Origin of the sequence: Arthrobacter sp. YA7-1, from assembly GCF_025960325.1 — a bacterium.
Classification (GTDB): Bacteria; Actinomycetota; Actinomycetes; order Actinomycetales; family Micrococcaceae; genus Arthrobacter; species Arthrobacter bambusae_A.
In genome coordinates, this window is sequence record NZ_CP110116.1 from 60,247 (window position 1) to 79,904 (window position 19,658).

At 62.2% G+C, this 19,658-nt stretch carries 18 protein-coding genes and 3 pseudogenes; 11 read left to right on the plus strand and 10 right to left on the minus strand.

Annotated features, from left to right (window positions below; all coding sequences use genetic code 11):
* Positions 1-42 precede the first annotated feature (42 nt).
* The 4 genes from OIT41_RS20675 to OIT41_RS20690 all read left to right on the plus strand — a co-directional run bounded on the left by OIT41_RS20675 (position 43) and on the right by OIT41_RS20690 (position 3,334).
* Positions 43-1,086 (plus strand): RHS repeat-associated core domain-containing protein, encoded by a 1,044-nt coding sequence (locus tag OIT41_RS20675; RefSeq protein WP_264638098.1) that lies wholly within the window; start codon positions 43-45, stop codon positions 1,084-1,086.
* Positions 1,087-1,333: 247 nt separating this feature from the next.
* Complete coding sequence (locus OIT41_RS20680) at positions 1,334-1,951, plus strand: RHS repeat-associated core domain-containing protein (protein ID WP_264638099.1); 618 nt, start codon at positions 1,334-1,336, stop codon at positions 1,949-1,951.
* Between the two features lie 242 nt (positions 1,952-2,193).
* Positions 2,194-2,859: an RHS repeat-associated core domain-containing protein gene (locus OIT41_RS20685; protein WP_264638100.1), complete on the plus strand. Its 666-nt coding sequence runs from the start codon at positions 2,194-2,196 to the stop codon at positions 2,857-2,859.
* Between the two features lie 256 nt (positions 2,860-3,115).
* A complete protein-coding gene (locus OIT41_RS20690) occupies positions 3,116-3,334 on the plus strand; it encodes a hypothetical protein (protein ID WP_264638101.1) in 219 nt (72 codons plus the stop codon).
* A 1,182-nt stretch (positions 3,335-4,516) separates the two neighbouring features.
* On the opposite strand, the pseudogene OIT41_RS20695 reads toward OIT41_RS20690, so the two are convergent.
* The 8 genes and pseudogenes from OIT41_RS20695 to OIT41_RS20730 all read right to left on the minus strand — a co-directional run.
* Positions 4,517-4,741: pseudogene (locus OIT41_RS20695) on the minus strand (low molecular weight phosphatase family protein); the annotation flags it as partial.
* Positions 4,742-4,782: 41 nt separating this feature from the next.
* Positions 4,783-5,969, minus strand: a protein-coding gene (locus OIT41_RS20700) for an IS3 family transposase (protein ID WP_264638081.1) whose coding sequence is annotated in 2 segments (ribosomal slippage) — positions 4,783-5,714 and positions 5,714-5,969 — 1,188 coding nt in all. Because the reading frame shifts where the segments join, the coding sequence is not laid out codon by codon here.
* Positions 5,970-6,043: 74 nt separating this feature from the next.
* Positions 6,044-6,238, minus strand: a pseudogene (locus OIT41_RS20705) (low molecular weight phosphatase family protein); the annotation flags it as partial.
* Positions 6,238-6,894, minus strand: coding sequence for an arsenate reductase ArsC (locus OIT41_RS20710; RefSeq protein WP_264638102.1), 657 nt, complete (start codon positions 6,892-6,894; stop codon positions 6,238-6,240). The pseudogene OIT41_RS20705 and the gene OIT41_RS20710, both read right to left, overlap by 1 nt.
* 32 nt (positions 6,895-6,926) lie before the next feature.
* On the minus strand, positions 6,927-8,315 hold the full coding sequence (locus OIT41_RS20715; RefSeq protein ID WP_264638103.1) for an NAD(P)-binding domain-containing protein: 1,389 nt from the start codon (positions 8,313-8,315) through the stop codon (positions 6,927-6,929).
* A gap of 156 nt (positions 8,316-8,471) precedes the next feature.
* On the minus strand, positions 8,472-9,461 hold the full coding sequence (gene trxB, locus OIT41_RS20720) for a thioredoxin-disulfide reductase (protein ID WP_264638104.1): 990 nt from the start codon (positions 9,459-9,461) through the stop codon (positions 8,472-8,474).
* 27 nt (positions 9,462-9,488) lie between these two features.
* A complete protein-coding gene (locus tag OIT41_RS20725; RefSeq protein ID WP_264638105.1) occupies positions 9,489-9,911 on the minus strand; it encodes an arsenate reductase ArsC in 423 nt (140 codons plus the stop codon).
* 157 nt (positions 9,912-10,068) lie between these two features.
* Positions 10,069-10,743 carry a metalloregulator ArsR/SmtB family transcription factor gene (locus OIT41_RS20730; protein WP_264638106.1) on the minus strand — a complete coding sequence of 225 codons (675 nt, stop codon included), beginning with the start codon at positions 10,741-10,743 and terminating at the stop codon, positions 10,069-10,071.
* 45 nt (positions 10,744-10,788) lie between these two features.
* Between OIT41_RS20730 and OIT41_RS20735 the strand changes: the two genes are divergently transcribed.
* The 3 genes from OIT41_RS20735 (at position 10,789) to OIT41_RS20745 (ending at position 12,447) form a co-directional block, all read left to right on the plus strand.
* The gene (locus tag OIT41_RS20735; RefSeq protein ID WP_264638107.1) at positions 10,789-11,529 is read left to right on the plus strand and encodes an MIP/aquaporin family protein; all 741 of its coding nucleotides are present in this window, start codon (positions 10,789-10,791) and stop codon (positions 11,527-11,529) included.
* Between the two features lie 61 nt (positions 11,530-11,590).
* A complete protein-coding gene (locus OIT41_RS20740) occupies positions 11,591-11,938 on the plus strand; it encodes an ArsR/SmtB family transcription factor (protein ID WP_264638108.1) in 348 nt (115 codons plus the stop codon).
* Positions 11,939-11,961: 23 nt separating this feature from the next.
* Positions 11,962-12,447: a GNAT family N-acetyltransferase gene (locus OIT41_RS20745; protein ID WP_264638109.1), complete on the plus strand. Its 486-nt coding sequence runs from the start codon at positions 11,962-11,964 to the stop codon at positions 12,445-12,447.
* A gap of 19 nt (positions 12,448-12,466) precedes the next feature.
* Here OIT41_RS20745 and istB read toward each other — a convergent pair whose 3' ends face one another.
* Positions 12,467-13,285 (minus strand): IS21-like element helper ATPase IstB, encoded by an 819-nt coding sequence (gene istB, locus OIT41_RS20750; RefSeq protein WP_264638110.1) that lies wholly within the window; start codon positions 13,283-13,285, stop codon positions 12,467-12,469.
* Positions 13,282-14,969, minus strand: a pseudogene (gene istA / locus OIT41_RS20755) (IS21 family transposase). Before istA ends, istB begins: the two are co-directional and overlap by 4 nt.
* Before the next feature lie 817 nt (positions 14,970-15,786).
* On the opposite strand from istA, the gene OIT41_RS20760 reads away from it, so the two are divergent.
* The 4 genes from OIT41_RS20760 to OIT41_RS20775 all read left to right on the plus strand — a co-directional run bounded on the left by OIT41_RS20760 (position 15,787) and on the right by OIT41_RS20775 (position 19,651).
* Complete coding sequence (locus tag OIT41_RS20760) at positions 15,787-16,110, plus strand: RHS repeat-associated core domain-containing protein (RefSeq protein ID WP_264638111.1); 324 nt, start codon at positions 15,787-15,789, stop codon at positions 16,108-16,110.
* A 48-nt stretch (positions 16,111-16,158) separates the two neighbouring features.
* Positions 16,159-16,524, plus strand: a complete 366-nt coding sequence (locus tag OIT41_RS20765) for a transposase (RefSeq protein ID WP_216353839.1) — start codon at positions 16,159-16,161, stop codon at positions 16,522-16,524.
* Between the two features lie 564 nt (positions 16,525-17,088).
* Positions 17,089-18,573, plus strand: a complete 1,485-nt coding sequence (gene ltrA / locus OIT41_RS20770) for a group II intron reverse transcriptase/maturase (RefSeq protein WP_078108204.1) — start codon at positions 17,089-17,091, stop codon at positions 18,571-18,573.
* On the plus strand, positions 18,521-19,651 hold the full coding sequence (locus tag OIT41_RS20775) for an IS3 family transposase (protein ID WP_264638112.1): 1,131 nt from the start codon (positions 18,521-18,523) through the stop codon (positions 19,649-19,651). The genes ltrA and OIT41_RS20775 overlap by 53 nt, the downstream gene beginning before the upstream one ends.
* Positions 19,652-19,658: the final 7 nt, after the last annotated feature.

A 19,658-nucleotide genomic window follows, 5' to 3' on the forward strand; every position in this document is an offset into this window, starting at 1 on the left:
ACCACCGAAACCGGCACCACCACCAACTACGGGTACGACGCCATGAACCGGCTCACCTCCGCCGTCACCGGCCCGACCACCGAAACCTGGAGCTACGACAAGAACGGCAACCGGACCATCGACACCAAAACCGGGACCGCCACCGTCTACTCCGCGTTCAACGCCGCCGACGAACTCTGCTGGACCGGGCCCGCCACGGGAAGCTGCCCCGCACCACCCACCGGCGCCGCGATCTATGCCTACGACGCCAACGGCAACACCACCACCGCAGGGACAGCGACCAGCACGTACAACGTCTTTGACCAATTCACCTCAAACACCAACACCGGCACGACCACCAACTTCACCTACGCCGGACCACGAAACGACGAACGCACCACCGCCGGAGCCACCAGCTTCCTCAACGGAACCCTCGGCATCACCCAACAAACCACCGCAGGCGCCACCACCTCGTTCATCCGCGACCCCAGCGGTACGCTGATCAGCATGCGGGACAGCACAGGGGCGAGTTTCTACTACACCACCGACGCTCTCGGCTCCGTGCTGCTACTCACTGACAGTAGCCAGGCCGCCGCAGCGACGTACTCCTATGATTCCTGGGGCAACACCACCAGCTCCGGCGCCCAGGCAGCCACAAACCCCTGGACCTACGCCGGCGGATACAACGACACCACCAACAACCGCATCAAGTTCGGCGCCCGCTACTACAACCCATTCCGCGGCCGCTTCACCCAAACCGACCCATCCGGCCAGGAATCCAACCGCTACCTCTACGCTGGGGCCAACCCGATCAACGCCAGCGACCCCAGCGGATTGAGTTTTGGAGGCGATCTATTCGGTGGAATTGTCGGCGGCGCTGTAGCGCTCGGTTTCGGAATCATCGTCACGGTGGCCGCCGGTCCCTTTCTGACCCCTTTGGGATCCGCATTGTTGGGAGCGAGCATTGGAGCGTGCGTGGGAGGAGCGATCGCGGTGGGAGCGGCTAATGCCTATGATGGCGGCACCAGCTCGGGCGCCCAAGTCGGATACGGGTGCGCAGGTGGTGTGATCACTGCTATCGCAGGCGTCCTGGGAAGGCAGCCCTGACCGGACAGCTGTTCGGTAGTGGTTACTTCAGGAGACCCTAATTGAAAGTAGGAATTGATGTCCGACGGGAAACTGGTTTTAGTTTCGCTTGGCCTCATCGTTGTGGGCGCCATCCTTGGTGCCGCCCTTGGTCAGCTTTTTCCTGGATCCGGCATATTATTCGTCGTGCCAATGGCATTATGCGTAGGAATCGCGGTAAGACTCTTCGCCAAGCGCCACTTTGACAGAAACGATCGTCACTAGGGCCATGCGCACCAGCACCGGGGCGAGCTTCTACTACACGATCGACGGGCTAGGCTCGACGATCCTGCTCACCGACAGCACCCAGACCAAGGCAGCCACGTACTCCTATGATTCCTGGGGCAACACCACCAGCTCCGGGGCCCAGGCAGCCACCAACCCGTGGACCTACGCCGGCGGGTACAACGACACCACCAACAACCGCATCAAGTTCGGCGCCCGCTACTACAACCCCTACCGCGGACGGTTCACCCAGCCAGACCCCTCCGGCCAGGAAGCCAACCGCTACACCTATGCGGGAGCGGACCCGGCGAATCGGACAGATCCGAGCGGCCTAGGTTGGGGCGATGTACTCGGCCCGACCTTTGGGATTGCTGTCACAGGAATGGTTGCGGTGGCGGGCGCCCCACTCGTTACGGGACTTGCGGGCGCCATCGGCCTCGGCATTCTTGCAGGCGGTCTAGGGACTGCAATTGGTGCAGGTACAACTTCCTTCTTGAACGGCGATAATCCTCAGACGGTTGCTGACAACACGTTCAACGGCCTCGGCCAAGGAGCGATCGCCGGGGCTGTCACGGGGTTCGCCGGAAGCGTTGGCGGGCTCGTCGGAAAGATCCTTGGATAAATTAGCAATCCTGGACCGGTAGGAGGTCGATCACCATCAGCATAGGTGTCCGGAAGGCGACCGTTTTCATATTTTGTGTTTTGGCAGCGGGATTGATTGGCATGTGGGCGACCCGCTGGGGAGACTCAAACGAAGCAGTGTACCTTGCATTGGCCGGATTATTTCTTCTGGGTGCATTGTGGTCTTGGTGGGAGTTGCATAGAGCCTCGAGAAGCGAAGGATCCGAGCAATCGAAAGAATGAATGACATGTCAATCCGGTCAGCGCACCAGCAGCGGAGCGATTTTCTACTACACCACCGACGCTCCCGGCTCCGCGCTGCTGCTCACTGACAGCAGCCCGGCCGCCGCAGCGACGTACTCCTATGATTCCTGGGGCAACACCACCAGTTCCGGTGCAAAGGCAGCTGTGAACCCCAGGCAATACGGCGGCGGCTACTACGACGCATCAACCCAACGCATCAAATTCGGTGCCCGCTACTACAACCCCTACCGAGGACGATTCACCCAACCCGACCCCTCCGGACAGGAAGCAAACCGATACCTCTACACCGGAGCGAGCCCCCTCAGCAACTCAGATCCGTCTGGTCAAGCAGGAGGATCTGCGGGTTGGGGCTTCTGTCTCGGCATCTGCGTAGGAGCCAGCATCGGCGGGGACCAAAATGGTCCGGCGTTTAACCTGAGTGTCGGTATCGGTGTGGAGGCGGGATGGTCGTTCAATTTTGGAGGAACAACAGGAACATACGATGCGTTGGGCACAGATTTACAGTGCAGCGCATCGGCTGGACCGTTCGGCGTATATGGCTCATATGGCATCGGAACCGGGGATTGGGGAGGAGGATGGTCACCCGGCGCAGAGGCAGGGTGCTCCTTCATTACGTCATCCAACGTCCTAACCTGGCTCAAATAGCACTATGAAGAACCCTTTTATGGCTCTCATTGGGCTTGTCTTGGTCCTGAGCGCCGGGATTCTGTTCTCGACGAGACACTCCCTAGCACGCACGGGCGCGGCTGCCTGGAGCTTCCTCCCAGAAGGCTCTAAGTTGAGAACGCGTGAGTTCCAGGAACGACTCGCCACTGTCTCGTTTACTTTGCTTGGTGTGGCCGGAGTCCTCCTTGCCGTGATTTATGGACTTGGGCTTATTTAAAGCCGGATAGGGGTGGAAATGGGTCTCGGAGTGGTCTTCCTCGTCGTGGGTGTTGCGTGGATCATCTTCCGCGCCCCCTTGGCTGCACTGATACTTCGGGTGGGCGTCTACCAAGGGAAGCAAGACCCCGGACCTGACAAGGTTCGAGCACTGAGCATGATAACTCTCGGCTTCGGCTCGCTGTTGGCCGCAGCCGGACTTATCATCCTGCTGTTCACTCTTCTCCTTGCGCAATAATCGTGGCCGAGGGCGTCCGCGATCACGACGCGTTCGCCACCACCGGGGTTGGTCTTGCTATAACGGCGACTGTCGGCTGTGCAGCTGGACTGGCAGGTGTAGCGGCTAGCGATCAACAGAACGGCACCAATGCCGGTCCTGGGGTTACGTCGGAGCGTGCGTGTGCGGTCTACTCCTTGGGGCCGCGGGATTCGGTGCAGCCAGCGCAATCATCAAATAGGAACGGAGCCGTAAGAGATACGCATGACGCCATATATTTGGGTTACGATTCTTTGTCTTGTCATAGTCGCGGGAATCCTCGTCTACATCGTTACCAGGCGCCCACGCGTCAAGCTCGACGACGGTAGACACAAATTTCTCTATGCCACCGTAATCACAGCCACGGTTGCCGGCTTTGTCTTCGGCTGGATCCACGTTTGGGTCGTCACGGATGGGTTTCGACGGTAGGTTCTTGACGTCCGGGTTAGGAACTGGGACAGCTACTGATGGCGGTTCGACTACAGATATCCAGAACTCCATTGCGAACGGGTTGGGTCTCGGAATGAACCATCGGCGGCGTGGTGGTGGGTCTTTTGGCGCTTCTATACAGTCCTGGACAGGATGAGGCGGGTGTCATGAGGAACCGTAAAGTAAATCTTTGAGCGAAGACATTCATCATCCCGATTCTCGGCTTTGTCGTCGGCTATCTGTGGGGCGGATTTCCGACAGGCCTCACATGCTTCGCCATTGCAACTATTCCCGTCTTCCTGCTGCATGCAGGCAGACTGTCCGGAGACAGACCTGAAGCAGGTTCCAAAACAGCTGACGACGATCCTAAGAACCCAGACTGCTGTACGTGACGGGCGAATGCAGGTGTGGAACGACCACCAGCTTCACCTACGCCGGGCCGCGCCACAACGAACGCACCACCGCCCGGAATCACCAGCTTCCTCAACGGCTGTCGAGACAGGTTATTTCGTCCGTACTGAGTTGCCAGGTTGGGCCGGTGAGCGGTTCGGCTTCCTGGGGGCATGGTCCGTCCGAGTAGCGATTCAGTGGTTGTGTCAAGTATTTGTGGCCCCGGGCGGACGGCTATTTCTGGCTCCGGTCGCAATGGCTGTTGCCCCTTCCGCGTTCGCGAAAGGGGCCACATCGTTGTTTGAGAGGACCGGTTCCGGGGAGTCCGGGTGTAGTCCTTGCGGGTTAATTTGTCGTGAGGTCGCTGTAGAGGGCATGGACACGGGTTTTGATGTCGTTCCGGACCAGGCGCATGCGTTCCATGCCTTCGATGCCACGTTCGGAGGGTTCGTCAGTCTCCCAGATTTCGAAACGCTTTCCAGCGGGCGGGTCGAGTTTGGCTTCGGTTCCGAGGACGATGACAGCGTCCACCGCGTTGAGGACTTCATCCGTAACCGGTTTGGGGTACTTGGGCTGCTTAGGAGTTTTCGGACAGCGGATTAGTGGTTTTTCTACGCTGCCGTGGCCGGCTGCTGGTAACTATAGTGGACTTCATTCGGCCGCTGGTAGTTGAGCGCTGAGTGGCGTCTGCGGCTGTTGTAGAAGCCCTCGATGTAGCGGATTATGTCCTTGCGGGCGCGTTCCTTCGTGGCGTACGTCGTGCGGTACACCCGCTCGTTTTTCAGAGCCGAGAAGAAAGTCTCGGCCTGGCTGTTGTCCCAGCAGATCCCGGTTTTCCCCATGGATGAACGCATGCCCAGCCCGGTGACCAGGGCCCGGAAAGAGGCCGAGGTATAAACACTTCCGCGGTCCGAATGCCAGATCGCGTTGGGCTCGATTCGTGTCGTTGCGGCGGCATTGGACAGGGCCCGTTCTACGAGCTCGGAGCGCATGTGGTCCTCGATCGCCCATCCGACGACCTTCTTCGAATAGCAGTCGATGACGGTAGCCAGGTAGATGAACCCCTGCCACGTGTGCACATACGTGATGTCCCCGACGAACTTGATGCCGGGACGAGCAGCGGTGAAATCGCGCTTCACCAGATCCGGCATGGCCCCGGCCGCTTCGGCGTCGGCGACCGTTGTAGTCCTGAAGGGCCGTGGCTGGCACGGTATCAGGGCCTCTTGCCGCATGATCTGGCGCACCAGTTCCGGGGAACACTCGATGCCCTCACCGGCCAGGTCCGCGTGGATCCGGCGGTATCCGTAGGTTCCGTCCGATTCGTTGAAGAAATGCCGCACACGGGCGGCCAGCGCCTGTCTGCGGGCCGCGGTGGCCGAGACCGGGCGGGATCGCCAGTGGTAGAACCCCGAGCGGGAGACCTCCAGCCACTGGCACATTTTCAGCACTGCCGGCGCTTTCGGCGTTGCCGCGTAGGAGTCGATGAATTCATACTTCGCCACTACCGTGGCTCCCTTGCGAAGTATGCGGCCGCTTTTTTTAGGAACGCGGCTTCCGCTTTCAGTTCCTGGTTTTCACGTTCCAGTTCCTTGAGCCGGGCACGTTCGGAAACGTTCAGCTCCGGCTCCGTTTCGGTTCCGCCATACGTTTCCTTGTACTTCTTCAGCCAATTACGCAGCGTCTCGGCACCCACGCCGTATTCGGTGGCGACCGTCTTGATCGGTTTGGACGAGTCGATGACTTCGCGGCACAGTTCATCCTTGAATTCCTGACTGAACCTGCGACGGGTTGATGACATTCTGGTGATTCCTCATTCCGGTAATCCCCATCATTTCATGGGGTACCGTGTCCGAAATCTCCAGAGCAGCCCAACTCGCCGGTGACATCGATGCCCAGTTCGGCCAGGGATTCCACGGACTGGGCGTTCAAGGACTCGGCGGGTTTGGTGCCGGCTGAGTAGACAGTGACGTCATCTCCGGCCAGGTCACGCATGAGGCCTGCGGCGAGCTGGGATTTGCCACCGTTCTTGCTGCAGACGAACAGGACTGCGGGGTGCTCGGAGGTCATTAGAGTGCTGCTTCTTTCGTGAGGGAGGCGACCAAGGTTTTCACGCGGTCGTGGATTTCCTCGCGGATGGCCCGGACGGTGTCGAGGGGCTGCTCGGCGGGGTCGGTGAGTTCCCAGTCTTCGTAGCGTTTGCCGGGGTAGATCGGGCAGGAGTCCCCGCAGCCCATGGTGATGACGACGTCGGAGGCGCGGACGACGTCGTCGGTGAGCGGCTTGGGGTATTCCTTGCCCAGGTCCAGTCCCATCTCGTTCATCACTGTCACTACGTTGGCGTCCAGTTCTGCTGCGGGCAAGGACCCGGCGGAGCGGACCCGGATTTTGCCTTTGGCTTCGACGGTGAGCAGGGCGGCGGCCATTTGGGAGCGGCCGGCGTTCTGCACGCAGACGAACAACACTTCCGGGACTTCGGAGGCGAGGGAGCCTTTGGACTTGGCCAGGGCGTGGAGCCTGTCGTTGGCGAAGTGCTCGGTGGTCGCGGGCAGGTAGGCGCTGACTTTCGCTGTGCGGGCCAGGGCGGTGTAGGACTCGAAGACGTAGCGTTCTACGGTCTCTGCAGCAAAGATCCCTGCGTAACGTCCGGCGAGCCGGTCACTGATGCGATGGAGTACTTCGGTGTTGTCCTGCAGGCCGAGCGTGGTTTCCTGGTGGTCGGTCATGACAGTGCTCCAATGGTTGGTTTGGTGACTGGCTATTGGTTGCTGGTGCCGGAACGGCCGTGCGCGAGCCCGGTCGGGAAGCCCACGAAGGCCGGTTCCGGCGCGGCGCAGCACCCCGACTCAGACTCCTGCGACGCAGTGGTGGCTGCGGCGGGGACGTCGCAGCTGGTGCCGGCGTCGGCGGAGCAGACCCCGGTTTCGGGCAGTTCAAGGTGGACGGTGTCCGCTGATTCCTGGTCGCCGGCGAGGGCTGCTGCGACGGAGCGGACCTGTTCGTAGCCGGTAGCGAGCAGGAAGGTCGGGGCCCGGCCGTAGGACTTCATCCCGACGATGTAGAAGTCCTTTTCGGGGTGGGCCAGAACCTTCGCACCGTGCGCCGGGACGGTGCCGCAGGAGTGGAATTCAGGGTCGATCAGCGGGCCGAGTCCAGTGGGGGCTTCAACGGCGGGGTCCAGGTTCAGGCGCAGTTCGCGCAGGATCCCCAGGTCCGGGCGGAAACCGGTGCAGGGGACGATGACGTCGGCGTCGATGGTGCGTCCATCGACGGATTCGACGCTCACATGCGAGTCGAGGTTTTTCAGGGCGGCGATGCCGAACCCGGTGTGCAGTTCGATGGTGCCGGCTTCGACCAGACGGCGGAGGCGGGAGCCGAGCTGGCCGCGGGCCGGGAGCCCGTCAGCGTCCCCGCCGCCGTAGACCTTCTCGGCGGAGTTGCCGCGAACGGCCCAGAGGATGCGGGTGTCGGTTTCGTCTTTGGCGAGGTCTGCGAGGTTGATCAGGGTGTTCGCGGCCGAGTGGCCGGCCCCAACGACGAGGGCGCGGCGGCCGGCGAAAGCGGCGCGGTCGCGGCCAATAACGTCGGGCAGGGGCGAGGAGATCCGGTCAACTGCCGTGCCCTCGCCGATGGCGGGCAGTCCGGAGGTGCCGAGCGGGTTGCGGGTGGACCAGGTGCCGGAGGCGTCGATGACCGCGGCCACGGTGTGGTCCCGTGTTTCTCCGCCGTCGTGCTCGACGCGGACGACGAAGGGGGTGGTGTCGCGGTCCCGGACGTGGGTTTTGTCCATACCCTGCCGGGTCACGGCTATGACGCGGGCGCCGGTCTGGAGCCTGGAAGCAATCTGCGGGGTTGCTGCCAGCGGGGTGAGGTAGTTGTCGATGAGTTCGCCGCCGTAGGGCAGTGCGGTGGGGCGGGGTGATTCCCAGCCGGTGGGTTCGAGCAGGCGGACGGCGGCGTCGTCGAGGTTGAAACGCCATGGGGAAAACAAACGGATGTGGCGCCATTGTTCGATGGCGGCACCTGCGGTGGGGCCGGCTTCGAAGATGACCGGTTCGAGTCCGCGTTCGAGCAGGTGGGCCGCGGTGGCGAGTCCTACCGGGCCTGCGCCGATCACTGCGATGGGAAGGGTCTTCACTGAATCCATGCTGTCCTCTTGTTTCATCCGTTGGTGTGGCGGTTCGAATCGGGTGCCTGCCGGTCCTTGTGGGGCCGGCAGGCCGGGGCGGTGCTGTTCAGCAGCAGCCCGTGTCGGTGCAGCATCCGGTGTCCATCCAGTTCACCCCCTCCCCTTTTCGTGTGGTTAGGCGTGGGTTGGTTCTTCGACCAGGGCCGTGGCGATGCTGTCGGCATCCTCCAGCGCTGCAAGGAACCGTTCAGCATCCAATGCGGCCGCGCAGCCGGTTCCGGCGGCGGTGATGGCTTGGCGGTAGCGGTGGTCCACGGCGTCGCCACACGCGAAAACGCCGGACAGGTTGGTGACCGTGGTGGGTGAGTCCACCTTGATGTAGCCCTCAGCGTCCAGATCGACCTGACCGGCGACCAGCTCGGTGCGGGGCAGGTGGCCGATGGCCACGAAGATTCCCGTGGCGGGGTGTGCACGGGTTTCACCGGTACGGGTGTCCGTCAGGGTCACCCCGGTAACCTTGGCATCGCCGTGGATCTTGGTGATGGCCGAGTTCCAAGCAAAGCTGATCTTCGGGTTGTCCTTGGCACGCTGCGCCATGATCCGGGAAGCGCGCAGCTCGTCCTTGCGCACCACGACGGTGACCGTCTTGGCGAACCTGGTCAGGAAGGTTGCTTCCTCCATGGCGGAGTCCCCGCCACCGACAACGATGATGTCCTGCTCCCGGAAGAAGAACCCATCACAGGTGGCGCACCAGGACACCCCGTGGCCGCTGAGCTTCTTCTCTTCCGGCAGGCCGAGCTCTTTATATGCAGAGCCGGTGGCGAGGATGATCGCCGGTGCTTCGTGGGTCTCGCCGGCTCCGGTGACCACGCGCTTGAGGTGACCCTTCAGGTCAACCTCAGTGACGTCGTCGAACACTACCCTCGCGCCGAACTTCTTCGCCTGCTCCTGAAGCCCGTCCATGAGCTCCGGGCCTTGGACGCCGCCAGGGAAGCCGGGGAAGTTCTCCACTTCGGTGGTGTTCATCAGGGCGCCACCGGCCGTGACCGAACCGGCCAGAACCAGGGGGTTCAGCCCAGCGCGGGCGGCATAGATGGCCGCCGTGTAGCCGGCAGGGCCTGACCCAATGATGATCAACTGTTCGGTCTGGACGTCTGTGCTCACGAGAGTGGCTCCTGGTAATCGGTGGGGTTACTTGGCGGCGGGGATCAGCGAAGCGATAAGGCCCTCGATGCGGGTCTTGATCTCGTCACGGATGTGGCGAACGGCCTCCACGCCCTGGCCTGCGGGATCCTCAAGAACCCAGTCTTCGTAGCGCTTGCCGGGGAAGTACGGGCATTCGTCGCCGCAGCCCATGGTGATCACGACGTCGGATTCCTTCACGGCCTCGGTGGTCAGGACCTTCGGGATCTCAGCAGACATGTCGATGCCCAGTTCAGACATCGCCTCAACGGCGGCCGGGTTGACCTTATCTGCCGGCTGCGAGCCGGCCGAGCGGACCTCAATCTCGCCCTTGCCAAGAGTGGTCAGGAACGCCGCCGCCATCTGGGAACGTCCGGCGTTATGGACGCAGACGAACAGGACGGAGGGCTTCTTGGTGGTTTCGATGCTCACGGGTTTCTCTCCTGGAATCGTTGTGTGAACGGGTAATTGGGTTTGAAGCGGTGCGCCCGAGAAGGAAGCTCTCCGTATCGAACATTGATGATGATCGATATAGAGAGTATCGGACGATAGATTGATGAATGTCAATATTGCATCGGATGCCAGGTAGTTAAGCGGCGGTGATGCGGGGCGCGAGGTCGTGGATGCGGCGGGTGATGTCATCGAAGGCTTGGTCGAAGGCGGCTGCCGTGTCCAAGCGGAGGGGATCCGGCACGGACCAGTGGATTCCGCCCAGTCCAGTCAGTTCTTCGTGGGCGTTATCGCAGACGGTCACAACCAAGTCGGCCCCATCCGCAATCTCTCCCAGGGTGCGCGGGGCGATGTCCGGCAGCTCCAGGCCATGGCGCCGGGCGGTCTCGATGGCTCCGCGAGCGATGCGGTTGGCGGGGTGCGTTCCGGCCGAAGCTGCGGGGATGTCGCTGACCTGGCGCCAGAGGGCGGTGGCCAGCTGGGAGCGGGCACTGTTGCGGGTGCATACGAACAGGACGCGGGTTGCCTTATGCGCTGCCCCGGGGGTGAGTCCGTCCAGAGCGCCGGCGGCGAGGCGGAGGTAGCTGCGGCGCTTGTCGGCTTCGGAGCGGTGGCGGGTTGCCAGTCCGGCGTCTTCCAGTGTGCGGAGGTGGTGGGAGAGCAGGTTGGCGGGCATGCCCAGTTCGGCCTGCAGCTCCGATGGTGAGAAGTCGCCCAGGGTTAGCAGGTCCACGATGCGCAGGCGCGCCGGATCGGCAAGGGCCGCGTACCTGGCTACCCGTGCCTGGAATGTTTCAGCTGCTTCAATATTCATTGATTCAATTTTGACTGAGTTAATTCTTTGCGTCAAGCTGTTGGCATGACTTCACTCCAGCCGCCCCTGTGGCGCCGTGCCATCGCTGAATTCCTCGGCACCGCTTTGCTCGTTGCCATCGTCGTCGGCTCGGGGATCGCCGCAGCCCAACTCTCACCCAATGACGTGGGCCTGCAGTTGCTGCAAAACAGCACAGCGACTGTGCTTGGGCTGACGGTATTGATCCTGGTGTTCGGGCCGGTCAGCGGTGCCCACTTCAACCCCGTGGTGTCCCTGGCCGACTGGTTCCTTGGGCGTCGCAGCGGATCCGGCCTGTCCTTGCCGGACCTCGGCCTCTACATCCTTGCCCAAATCGCCGGCGCCATCGGCGGCAGCGTGCTCGCCAACGCGATGTTCGAAGTCGGCACCTCTATCTCGACCAAGGAGCGGGCGACCGCGGGTCATCTGCTGGCCGAGGTGGTCGCGACCGCCGGTCTGATCCTGCTGATCTTCTCTCTTGCAGCCACCAAACGCGGCGCCTTGGCCGCCCCCGCCGTAGGTGCTTATATCGGTGCCGCGTACTGGTTCACATCTTCGACGTCGTTCGCGAACCCGGCCGTGACCATCGGCCGTATCTTCAGCGACACCTTCGCCGGCATTGCACCGGGTTCCGTCCCACCGTTCATCGCAGTCCAGCTCCTCGGCGCCGCCGTCGGCGTGGGACTCCTGCTCACGCTCTTCCCGCATGCCGGCCGGGCCGCCGACGACGTCATCATTCCTCATCCCGCCGAAGCAGCTAAGAAGTAGGCCCTGTTCTCCAGGACTGACCAAACATTGATGATTGTCAATATTGCGGCATAATAGGTAGATGACCTCGCTGCCCTTGCTTGAACCGGACACGCAGACCACATGCTGCCCGCCGGCTGCCACTGCCCTTGGCGCTGAGGAAGCGCAGCGCCGGGCCGTGGTGTTCAAGGCGCTGGCGGACCCTAACCGGCTGCGGCTGCTCTCCATCGTCAAGGCCGCCGCCGGCGGGGAATCCTGTGTCTGCGACCTCACCGAACCGCTGGATCTCGGTCAGCCCACCGTCTCCCACCACCTGAAGATCCTGGTCGAGGCCGGTCTGTTGCACCGCGAAAAGCGCGGCACCTGGGCTTACTACTCACTCGTCCCCGGAGCCCTGGATGACGTTGCCGGAATCCTCGCTGCCCTATGAACCAGGGGTTTGAAGTGCGGGCCATGACGCCGGCTGATTGGCCCGCTGTGCAGCGCATGTTCCAGGAAGGCATCGAGACAGGGCATGCCACCTTCGAACCGAAGGCCCCCGATTGGGAATCCTTCAATGCCTCCAGGCTGCAGGCGCACCGGCTCGTCGCTGAAACCGCCGGACAGGGCGTTCTGGGCTGGGCCGCCGTTTCCGCCGTGTCGTCCCGACCGGCCTACGCAGGCGTGGTCGAACACTCCGTCTATGTCGCGGCCGAGGCCCGCGGTCTCGGCCTCGGCAAGGCCCTCCTGCAGGCTCTCATCGATTCCACCGAGCGCGGCGGGGTGTGGACCATCCAATCCAGCGTCTTCCCCGAAAACCACTCCAGCCTCCGGATCCACGAAGCCGCCGGCTTCCGCATCATCGGCAACAGAAGCCGCATCGCCCGCATGACCTACGGACCCGCCGCCGGCCAGTGGCGCGACACGCTCCTGCTCGAACGCCGTTCACCGGCCACGTGACCACCTCATTGGTACCGAGTCAGCCGACGGCCTTCTGGGCGATGGTCTGGGCGAGCCGGTAGGAATCCGTTCCGGTTTCGATGATCGTCCCGTTGAAGGTCAACCGGTCCACGATCGCCGCGCAGAGCCTCGGGTCCGTGAACGTTTTCGTCCAGCCCGAAAATGATTCATTGGAAGCAATCGCAATGGAATTCTTCTCCTCGCGCTCAGTCAGGACTTGAAACAGCAGCTCGGCGCCACGACGGTCCAACTCCATGTAGCCCAGCTCATCGATGCAGAGAAGATCGACTCTGCCGTAGCGGGCGATGGTCTTGGCCAGGATCTTTTCGTCGGCTGCTTCGACGAGTTCGTTGACGAGCCTGGTAGCGAGGGTGTACCTGACCCGGTAGCCCTGCTCCGCGGCTGCCGTGCCCAAACCGATTAGCAGGTGGGATTTCCCGGTCCCGGAATCTCCGATCAGGCAGAGTGGCGCGCTTTTGCGGATCCAGTCCCCGGTTGCGAGGGTGTGGATGGTCGCCGGGTTGATGTTCGGGTTCGCGTCGAAGTCGAAGTCTCCAAGCCATTTGTTCCGGGGGAAGTTCGCGGCCTTGACGCGGCGAATCGAGGAACGCCTGTCCCGGTCGTCGCATTCTGCTAGCAGCAGTTCGGCCAGGAACCCCTGGTAAGTGAGCTGTTCTTTCCCGGCAACGGTGAGGGCTTCATTCAAGACTGCACGGACCGTTGGCAGGCGTAGTCGGCGACAGGCTTGATCCACGGCTGCGATCGCGGCCTGTTCGGTTAGGCCGCGCCGTCGGCGCAGCGTCGGGGTGATAGTGGTGGCCGGCGCTGTGGGACTCATGAGATGTTCTCCTTCGACGCAGTTCCCTGTTCAGTGGTGTGTGGGCTGCGCTTCGCGAGCAGCTCGTCATAGGCATTGACCCTGGGCAGCGGCCGCTTATCCCGTGGCAGCCCCGTGATGACCGCTGCCGGGTCCATCAAACGGCGCTGGGTAAGGCTGACAACCCGTTGCACATTCCCTTCCTTTTGTGCACCGAGATGACGGTCCGCGATGGCCCCACCTGGTGAAGCGGCCGCGGCGGCGTGCCGGCGAGCTTCGACGGCGACGACATCGGCACTGACACCTCCGACACCTAGAGCGGCGATAATCCCCGCTTCGACGTCACTGGCGTCCATGCAACGATGCAGCAACAGGACATCAATGAGTTCACGTGTCCCGTCGGCATCGCCGTTGACCCTCCGCGAGGCCGCCCAGAATGCTTCGTGCGCGCTGGTGAACGCCCCAGATTCCCGCGCGCGGGCAAGTGCCGTAGAACCCGGGAGGGCGCCGGGTTTGGTCTTCAGGACCTCCAGATAGTGATCCAACTGGACCGAACACCCGGTTCGGGCAGCGATCCTCTGGTGTCTGGCGACGACCATGCGCCCATCGAAAACCACGACCTCCGAGGCGCGTAAGGACACCCTGACGCGGCGTCCTATGAACCGCGCCGGAACCGAGTACTTGACCATCCGAACGGTCACCATCGATGACCGGTCTACCCGCGGACTCAACACCAAACCAGGATCAAACACCTCCACAGGCAAGGAAGCCAAACAAGACCGCTCCGCAGCGAAGTCCTGACCGATGGTCCGGATTCTGTCGTTGATCCTGCGGTCCTCATCCTGTAACTCCCAACCTTTGATCCTGCTGTTGAGCTCTTCAAGGGACGAGACAACCGGCATTGGGCTGAGCCGGTTCCGGCGGAACCACCCGACTTCGCCTTCGACCCCGCCTTTCTCATGGGCCCCGGCAATGCCTGGCTGACAGTAGAACGCATCAAAGCCGTAATGGGACCGGAACAGCACCCAGCGGTCGTTTTCTCCTGGCGGTTCCGGCCTTGTCCAAACACCACCGAAGTAACAGCGCTCGTGAGGTTGTCATAGCGGATGTGTTTCACCGGCACCCCACCGACCTCGTTGAACGCGTCGATATGGCCCTCAAGAAAGGCTTCCTGGGCCTGCGTCGGATACACGCGGTGAATGGACTTACCCGAATGGGACAACCGGAACACGAACATGTGACATTTGGTCTTCACGCCGTTCAGAACGACCCACACTTCTCCGAAATCGACTTCCGCCTCGGCGCCGGGAGCGTGTTCCTGAGGGACGAACGCCTCAATCCTGCGCCCCGCCTCGACATCGATCTGCGCCCGGCGAACCCGCACGTAATCCCGCACCGTTGAGTACGACAGCTCCTGCGCGTCGTGCTCTTCTATCAATCGGGCCAGGATCCTACGCGCTGTGTGACGCTGCTTCCGTGGCGCGGTCGTGTCACTGATAAGCATCGCGTCGATCGCTTCTTTGAACGGCTCCAACCGCCACGCAACACCCCGCCTCGGTTTACGCTCCGGAGGAGCAGCCGCCTCCAGCGCCTGACGAACGGTTCTGCGGTGCACCTTGTGACGGACCGCCAAAGCACGGACCGACAAACCCTCAACCCGGGCATCCCGTCGAATGTGCGCGAACAACTCCACCCTTGACTCCATCCGGACCAACCCTCCGCCGCATCCATCTACTGATGAATCCAACGTTGAAGGTGGGGCCACATATAACCGTCATAAGAGCCCGGCGAGTCACGAAGTGGGGCCAGAAATAACCGTCCTACCGGGGCCATCCAAACCTGTCACAGTCAATTCAGATAGGCACGAGGTGTGTTCATGCTCCGTTGACCCGAGACCTTACTACTCCATCAAAGGTTTCCCGGTCGCGGCGCAGCGGATCTGGAAATATTCCCGCAAACGCCCGATTTTGAGAAAGTGTCGGCGGTGCGGGCCGGCGGACCGGCAGGGGCCCGGACTTCTTCTCAGAACCCGTCGATGCTTATAGAGAAGAACTGATCCATAAACGCAAACCTGGAAAAGATGGATCTAGCTCATCATAGGAACCGCAGGGTATTAATAACCGCGTCTACAAGCTGATCCCACAGGCCCCTGGACGGGGCACCCAGCGTGCTTTCTGGAGTTCTACTCCGCGTTCAACGCCGCCGACGAGCTCTGCTGGACCGGGCCCGCCACGGGAAGCTGCCCCGCACCACCCACCGGCGCCGCGATCTATGCCTACGACGCCAACGGCAACACCACCACCGCAGGGACAGCGACCAGCACGTACAACGTCTTTGACCAGTTCACCTCAAACACCAACACCGGCACGACCACCAACTTCACCTACGCCGGACCACGAAACGATGAACGCACCACCGCCGGAGCCACCAGCTTCCTCAACGGAACCCTCGGCATCACCCAACAAACCACCGGCGGAGCCGCCACCTCCTTCATCCGCGACCCCAGCGGTACGCTGATCAGCATGCGGGACAGCACCGGGGCAAGCTTCTACTACACCACCGACGCGCTCGGATCCATCATCCTGCTCACCGACAGTGCCCAGGCCTCCGCAGCGAGCTACGCGTACGACTCCTGGGGCCTGACCACCAGCGCCACCGGGGCCCAGGCAGCCAACAACCCCTGGCAATACGCCGCCGGCTACTACGACCCATCAACCCAACGCACCAAATTCGGCGCCCGCTACTACAACCCCTACCGCGGCCGCTTCACCCAACCCGACCCCTCTGGACAAGAAGCAAACCGATATGCATATGCCACGTGCAACCCAATCAATAAGTCAGATTGAACCGTCCCGGGTTTGATGCCGCTATCTTCTTTGAGAAAGATAGTGATTATGCCCAAGCAGTTCCCGCCCGAAGTCCGTGACCGTGCAGTGCGCATGACCTTGGATCGGTTGTCCGAATACCCGTCTGTCTATGCTGCGTGCAAGGCCTTGGCGCCGAAGCTCGGGGTCGGCCCTGAATCGTTGCGCCGCTGGGTTGTCCAGGCCCAGGTCGATGCGGGTGAGAAGACCGGTCCGAGGAGTGATGAGCTGGAGGAGATCAAGCGGCTCCGGGCTGAGGTGCGGGACTTGAAGGAGTCCAACGAGATCCTCAAGCAGGCTTCGATTTTCTTCGCGAGGGAGCTGTGCGCCACGAGGCGCTGTGTGTATCGAGGGGCGGTGGAAGACCGTCCTCGTCGGGCCGTCGCAGCGGCCTGATTGAAGCTGGGGGCAGCCTGATCCGGGGAACGCCGGTGAGGGTGGCAAGCGGCCCCGACAAAGGCGGGACGAGCCGGGACTACCAGACGGCGCGGGTTCGCCGAGCAAGGTCAGAAGGTACAACGTGAGTGAACTGGTGTTTGACGCCCTGTAATCGCGAAGCCGTGCTCAAATCTGGTGGATATGGGCCGGTATGCAGCGCACCAGATGCCATGCGTGGCGTCTGGACTCCGAAGCCGTTTAGTTCTGTCGGCGGGGAGGCCACGGTGAAGGCCTGCGGCGTAGCCGTGGCGATGCTGCCGGGGTAGAGCCAGGTGCCTCCCTGACTGATCGATCACGCAGTGAACGTGGGAACCATTTCGTGGTTCCCCAACCGCTAGGTAGCCAGCCTTCCGGTTGGGGTAGGTCCGTTGCCGACCGAAGACCACAAGGTGGGGCGGAGGCCTCGTAGTAGTCGCGGGAGTAACGACCCGCCATTGGGGATCGGGAAAGCCGGTCACAGGGCGAAGGGGGCCAGCAAGTTAGCAGATTGAGTGAGTGGAATGTCAGGAGGAATAGTCGCCGGTGAATATCGACGAACTGGAGCACGCCGTCGTTGCGGCGGAGCGACGGGTACTGAAGATCCAGACCAAGCTGCATAGTTGGGCCCGTGATGATGCTCATCGCCGGTTCGATGACCTGTTCAACCTCGTGGCTGACCCAGGCTTCTTGTTGGTGGCTTGGGACCGGGTGCAAGGGAACAAGGGTGCCCGTACTGCGGGTGTGGATGGCCGCACGGCGGCATCTATTCAGGATGGTGAAGGCGTCGAGGTGTTCCTTGACAGGCTGCGGTTGTCTTTGCTCGACCGCAGTTTCGTCCCGGTGCCGGTGCGGGAACGGATGATTCCGAAGGTGGGCGGGAAGATGCGCCGCCTTGGCATCCCGACTGTGGCCGACCGGGTCATCCAAGCCAGCCTGAAATTGGTGTTGGAGCCGATCTTTGAGGCGGATTTCCACCCGTGTTCCTATGGGTTCCGTCCGAAGCGTCGGGCCCATGATGCGGTTGCCGAGGTGCGTTATCTCGCGACGAGACCACGTTGCTATGACTGGATCGTCGAAGGAGATATCAAGGCGTGCTTCGATGAGATCGACCATACTGCCCTGATGGGCAGGGTTCGGTCTCGCATCGGTGACAAACGCGTCCTGGGACTGGTGAAGGCATTCTTGAAGGCTGGGATCCTCTCCGAGGGTCAGCAGCTGAAGGAAACCACCGCTGGAACCCCGCAGGGCGGGATCCTTTCTCCACTACTGGCCAATGTGGCGTTGTCGGTGCTTGACGAATTCGTCGCTCAAGCTCCCGGCGGCCCGTTGACCAGCAAACTGGAACGAGCCCGGCGGCTGCGCCATGGTCGACCAAATTTCCGCCTGGTGCGGTATGCGGACGACTGGTGCCTGATGATTCGAGGCACCAAGGCCGATGCCGAAGGGCTCCGGGAAGGGATCGCGGAGGTCTTGGCCACGATGGGTTTGCGCCTGTCGGAGGAGAAGACCTTGATCACCCATATTGATGAGGGCCTCGACTTTCTAGGATGGCGCATCCAGCGCCACCGTAAGCGAGGAACGAACGAGCACTACGTGTACGTCTATCCGGCAAAGAAGGCCGTGCAAGCGGCTAAGCGGAAGATCAAGACGTTGTGCCGACAGGTCACCGAGAACCAGTCGTTGGATGAACTGCTGCGTCGGTTGAACCCGATGCTGCGGGGCTGGTGCGCCTATTTCCGTCCCGGCGTTTCGTCCGCAGTCTTCTCCTACCTGAGCCACTACACGTGGCAGACGGTGTGGCGATGGTTGCGGCGGAAACATCGCCGGTCCACGGTCAAAGAACTCCGTCGGCAGTACTGCGGCGGAGGCTGGTGGCCAGCAAGCCAAGAGAGGGAAATGTTTCGTCCCGAGAAAGTGGGCACGAGCCGATACCGCTACCGCGGGTCGATTATCCCCTCGCCTTGGCCCACGACCGATGAAACAACCACCACGCCGCTTGACCGGCTTGTGGAGAGCCCGGTGCATTGAAAGGTGCCCGCCGGGTTCGGGAAGCGGTCCGGGGAAACAGGCCCGCCGTAAGGCTGGCACCGCGCCCCGGGCCGACTTTCACCGACCCTCGCCGCCGCTGATCTGCCGGTTCATCGATGAAATGCGGGCTGTTGGTTATGCGGTCGAGTCGATCTGCGGTGTCCTGCGTGAGCAGGGCGTGCAGGTCGCCGCACGAACCTACCGGGCGTGGAAGAAGCGCCTGCCGGCCCTGCGCACTATCGAAGACGCGCGCATCACCGATGCGCTCCGCAGTCTGAAGGTCCCGGATGCGAAGGGACGTCCACGGCCGGAGATCATGTACGGGAGGCGGAAGATGACGCAGTGGCTGCGCCGTAACGGCTTCCCGGAAGCCTCCAAACACGCCGTGGACAGGCTCATGCGCCAAGAGCGCATGAATGGGCTCATCAGGGGCCGCCGGACCCGCACCACCATCCCGGGCAAGGACGGCCGCCGTGCCGGTGACCTGCTGAACCGGGACTTCACCGCTCCGGCACCGAACCGGATCTGGGTCACTGATTTCACCTACGTCCCGGTCTGTTCCGGATTCGTCTACGTCGCCCTGGTTATCGACCTGTACTCCCGGGCGATCGTCGGCTGGGAAACTTCCACGATCAAGGACACCGCGTTCGTCGAACATTGCCTGCGGATGGCCCTGTGGCGTCGCGAACACACCGGCCGGCCGGCGCCGGCGGGACTGATTCACCACAGCGATGCGGGAAGCCAGTACACCTCGATCCGTTACACCGACACCCTGGCCCTGGAGGGCCTGCAGCCCTCGATTGGCAGCGTGGGTGATGCTTATGACAACGCAGCCGCCGAGACCGTGATGGGGTTGTTTAAGAACGAGGCAGTCGCGAAGGATTCACCGTTCCGTGCCGGGGCGTTGAAGACCGAAACCGACGTGATGGAAATCGTGTTCGAGTGGGTCCACTGGTACAACAACGAACGCCTGCATTCCGCCCTGGATCACCAGACGCCAGAGGAATATGAGCAGTCATATTATGATCGACCAACCGGCTCGTTACCCGACGACGCCGACAAAAAACAGGCGGCATGATTCCCGG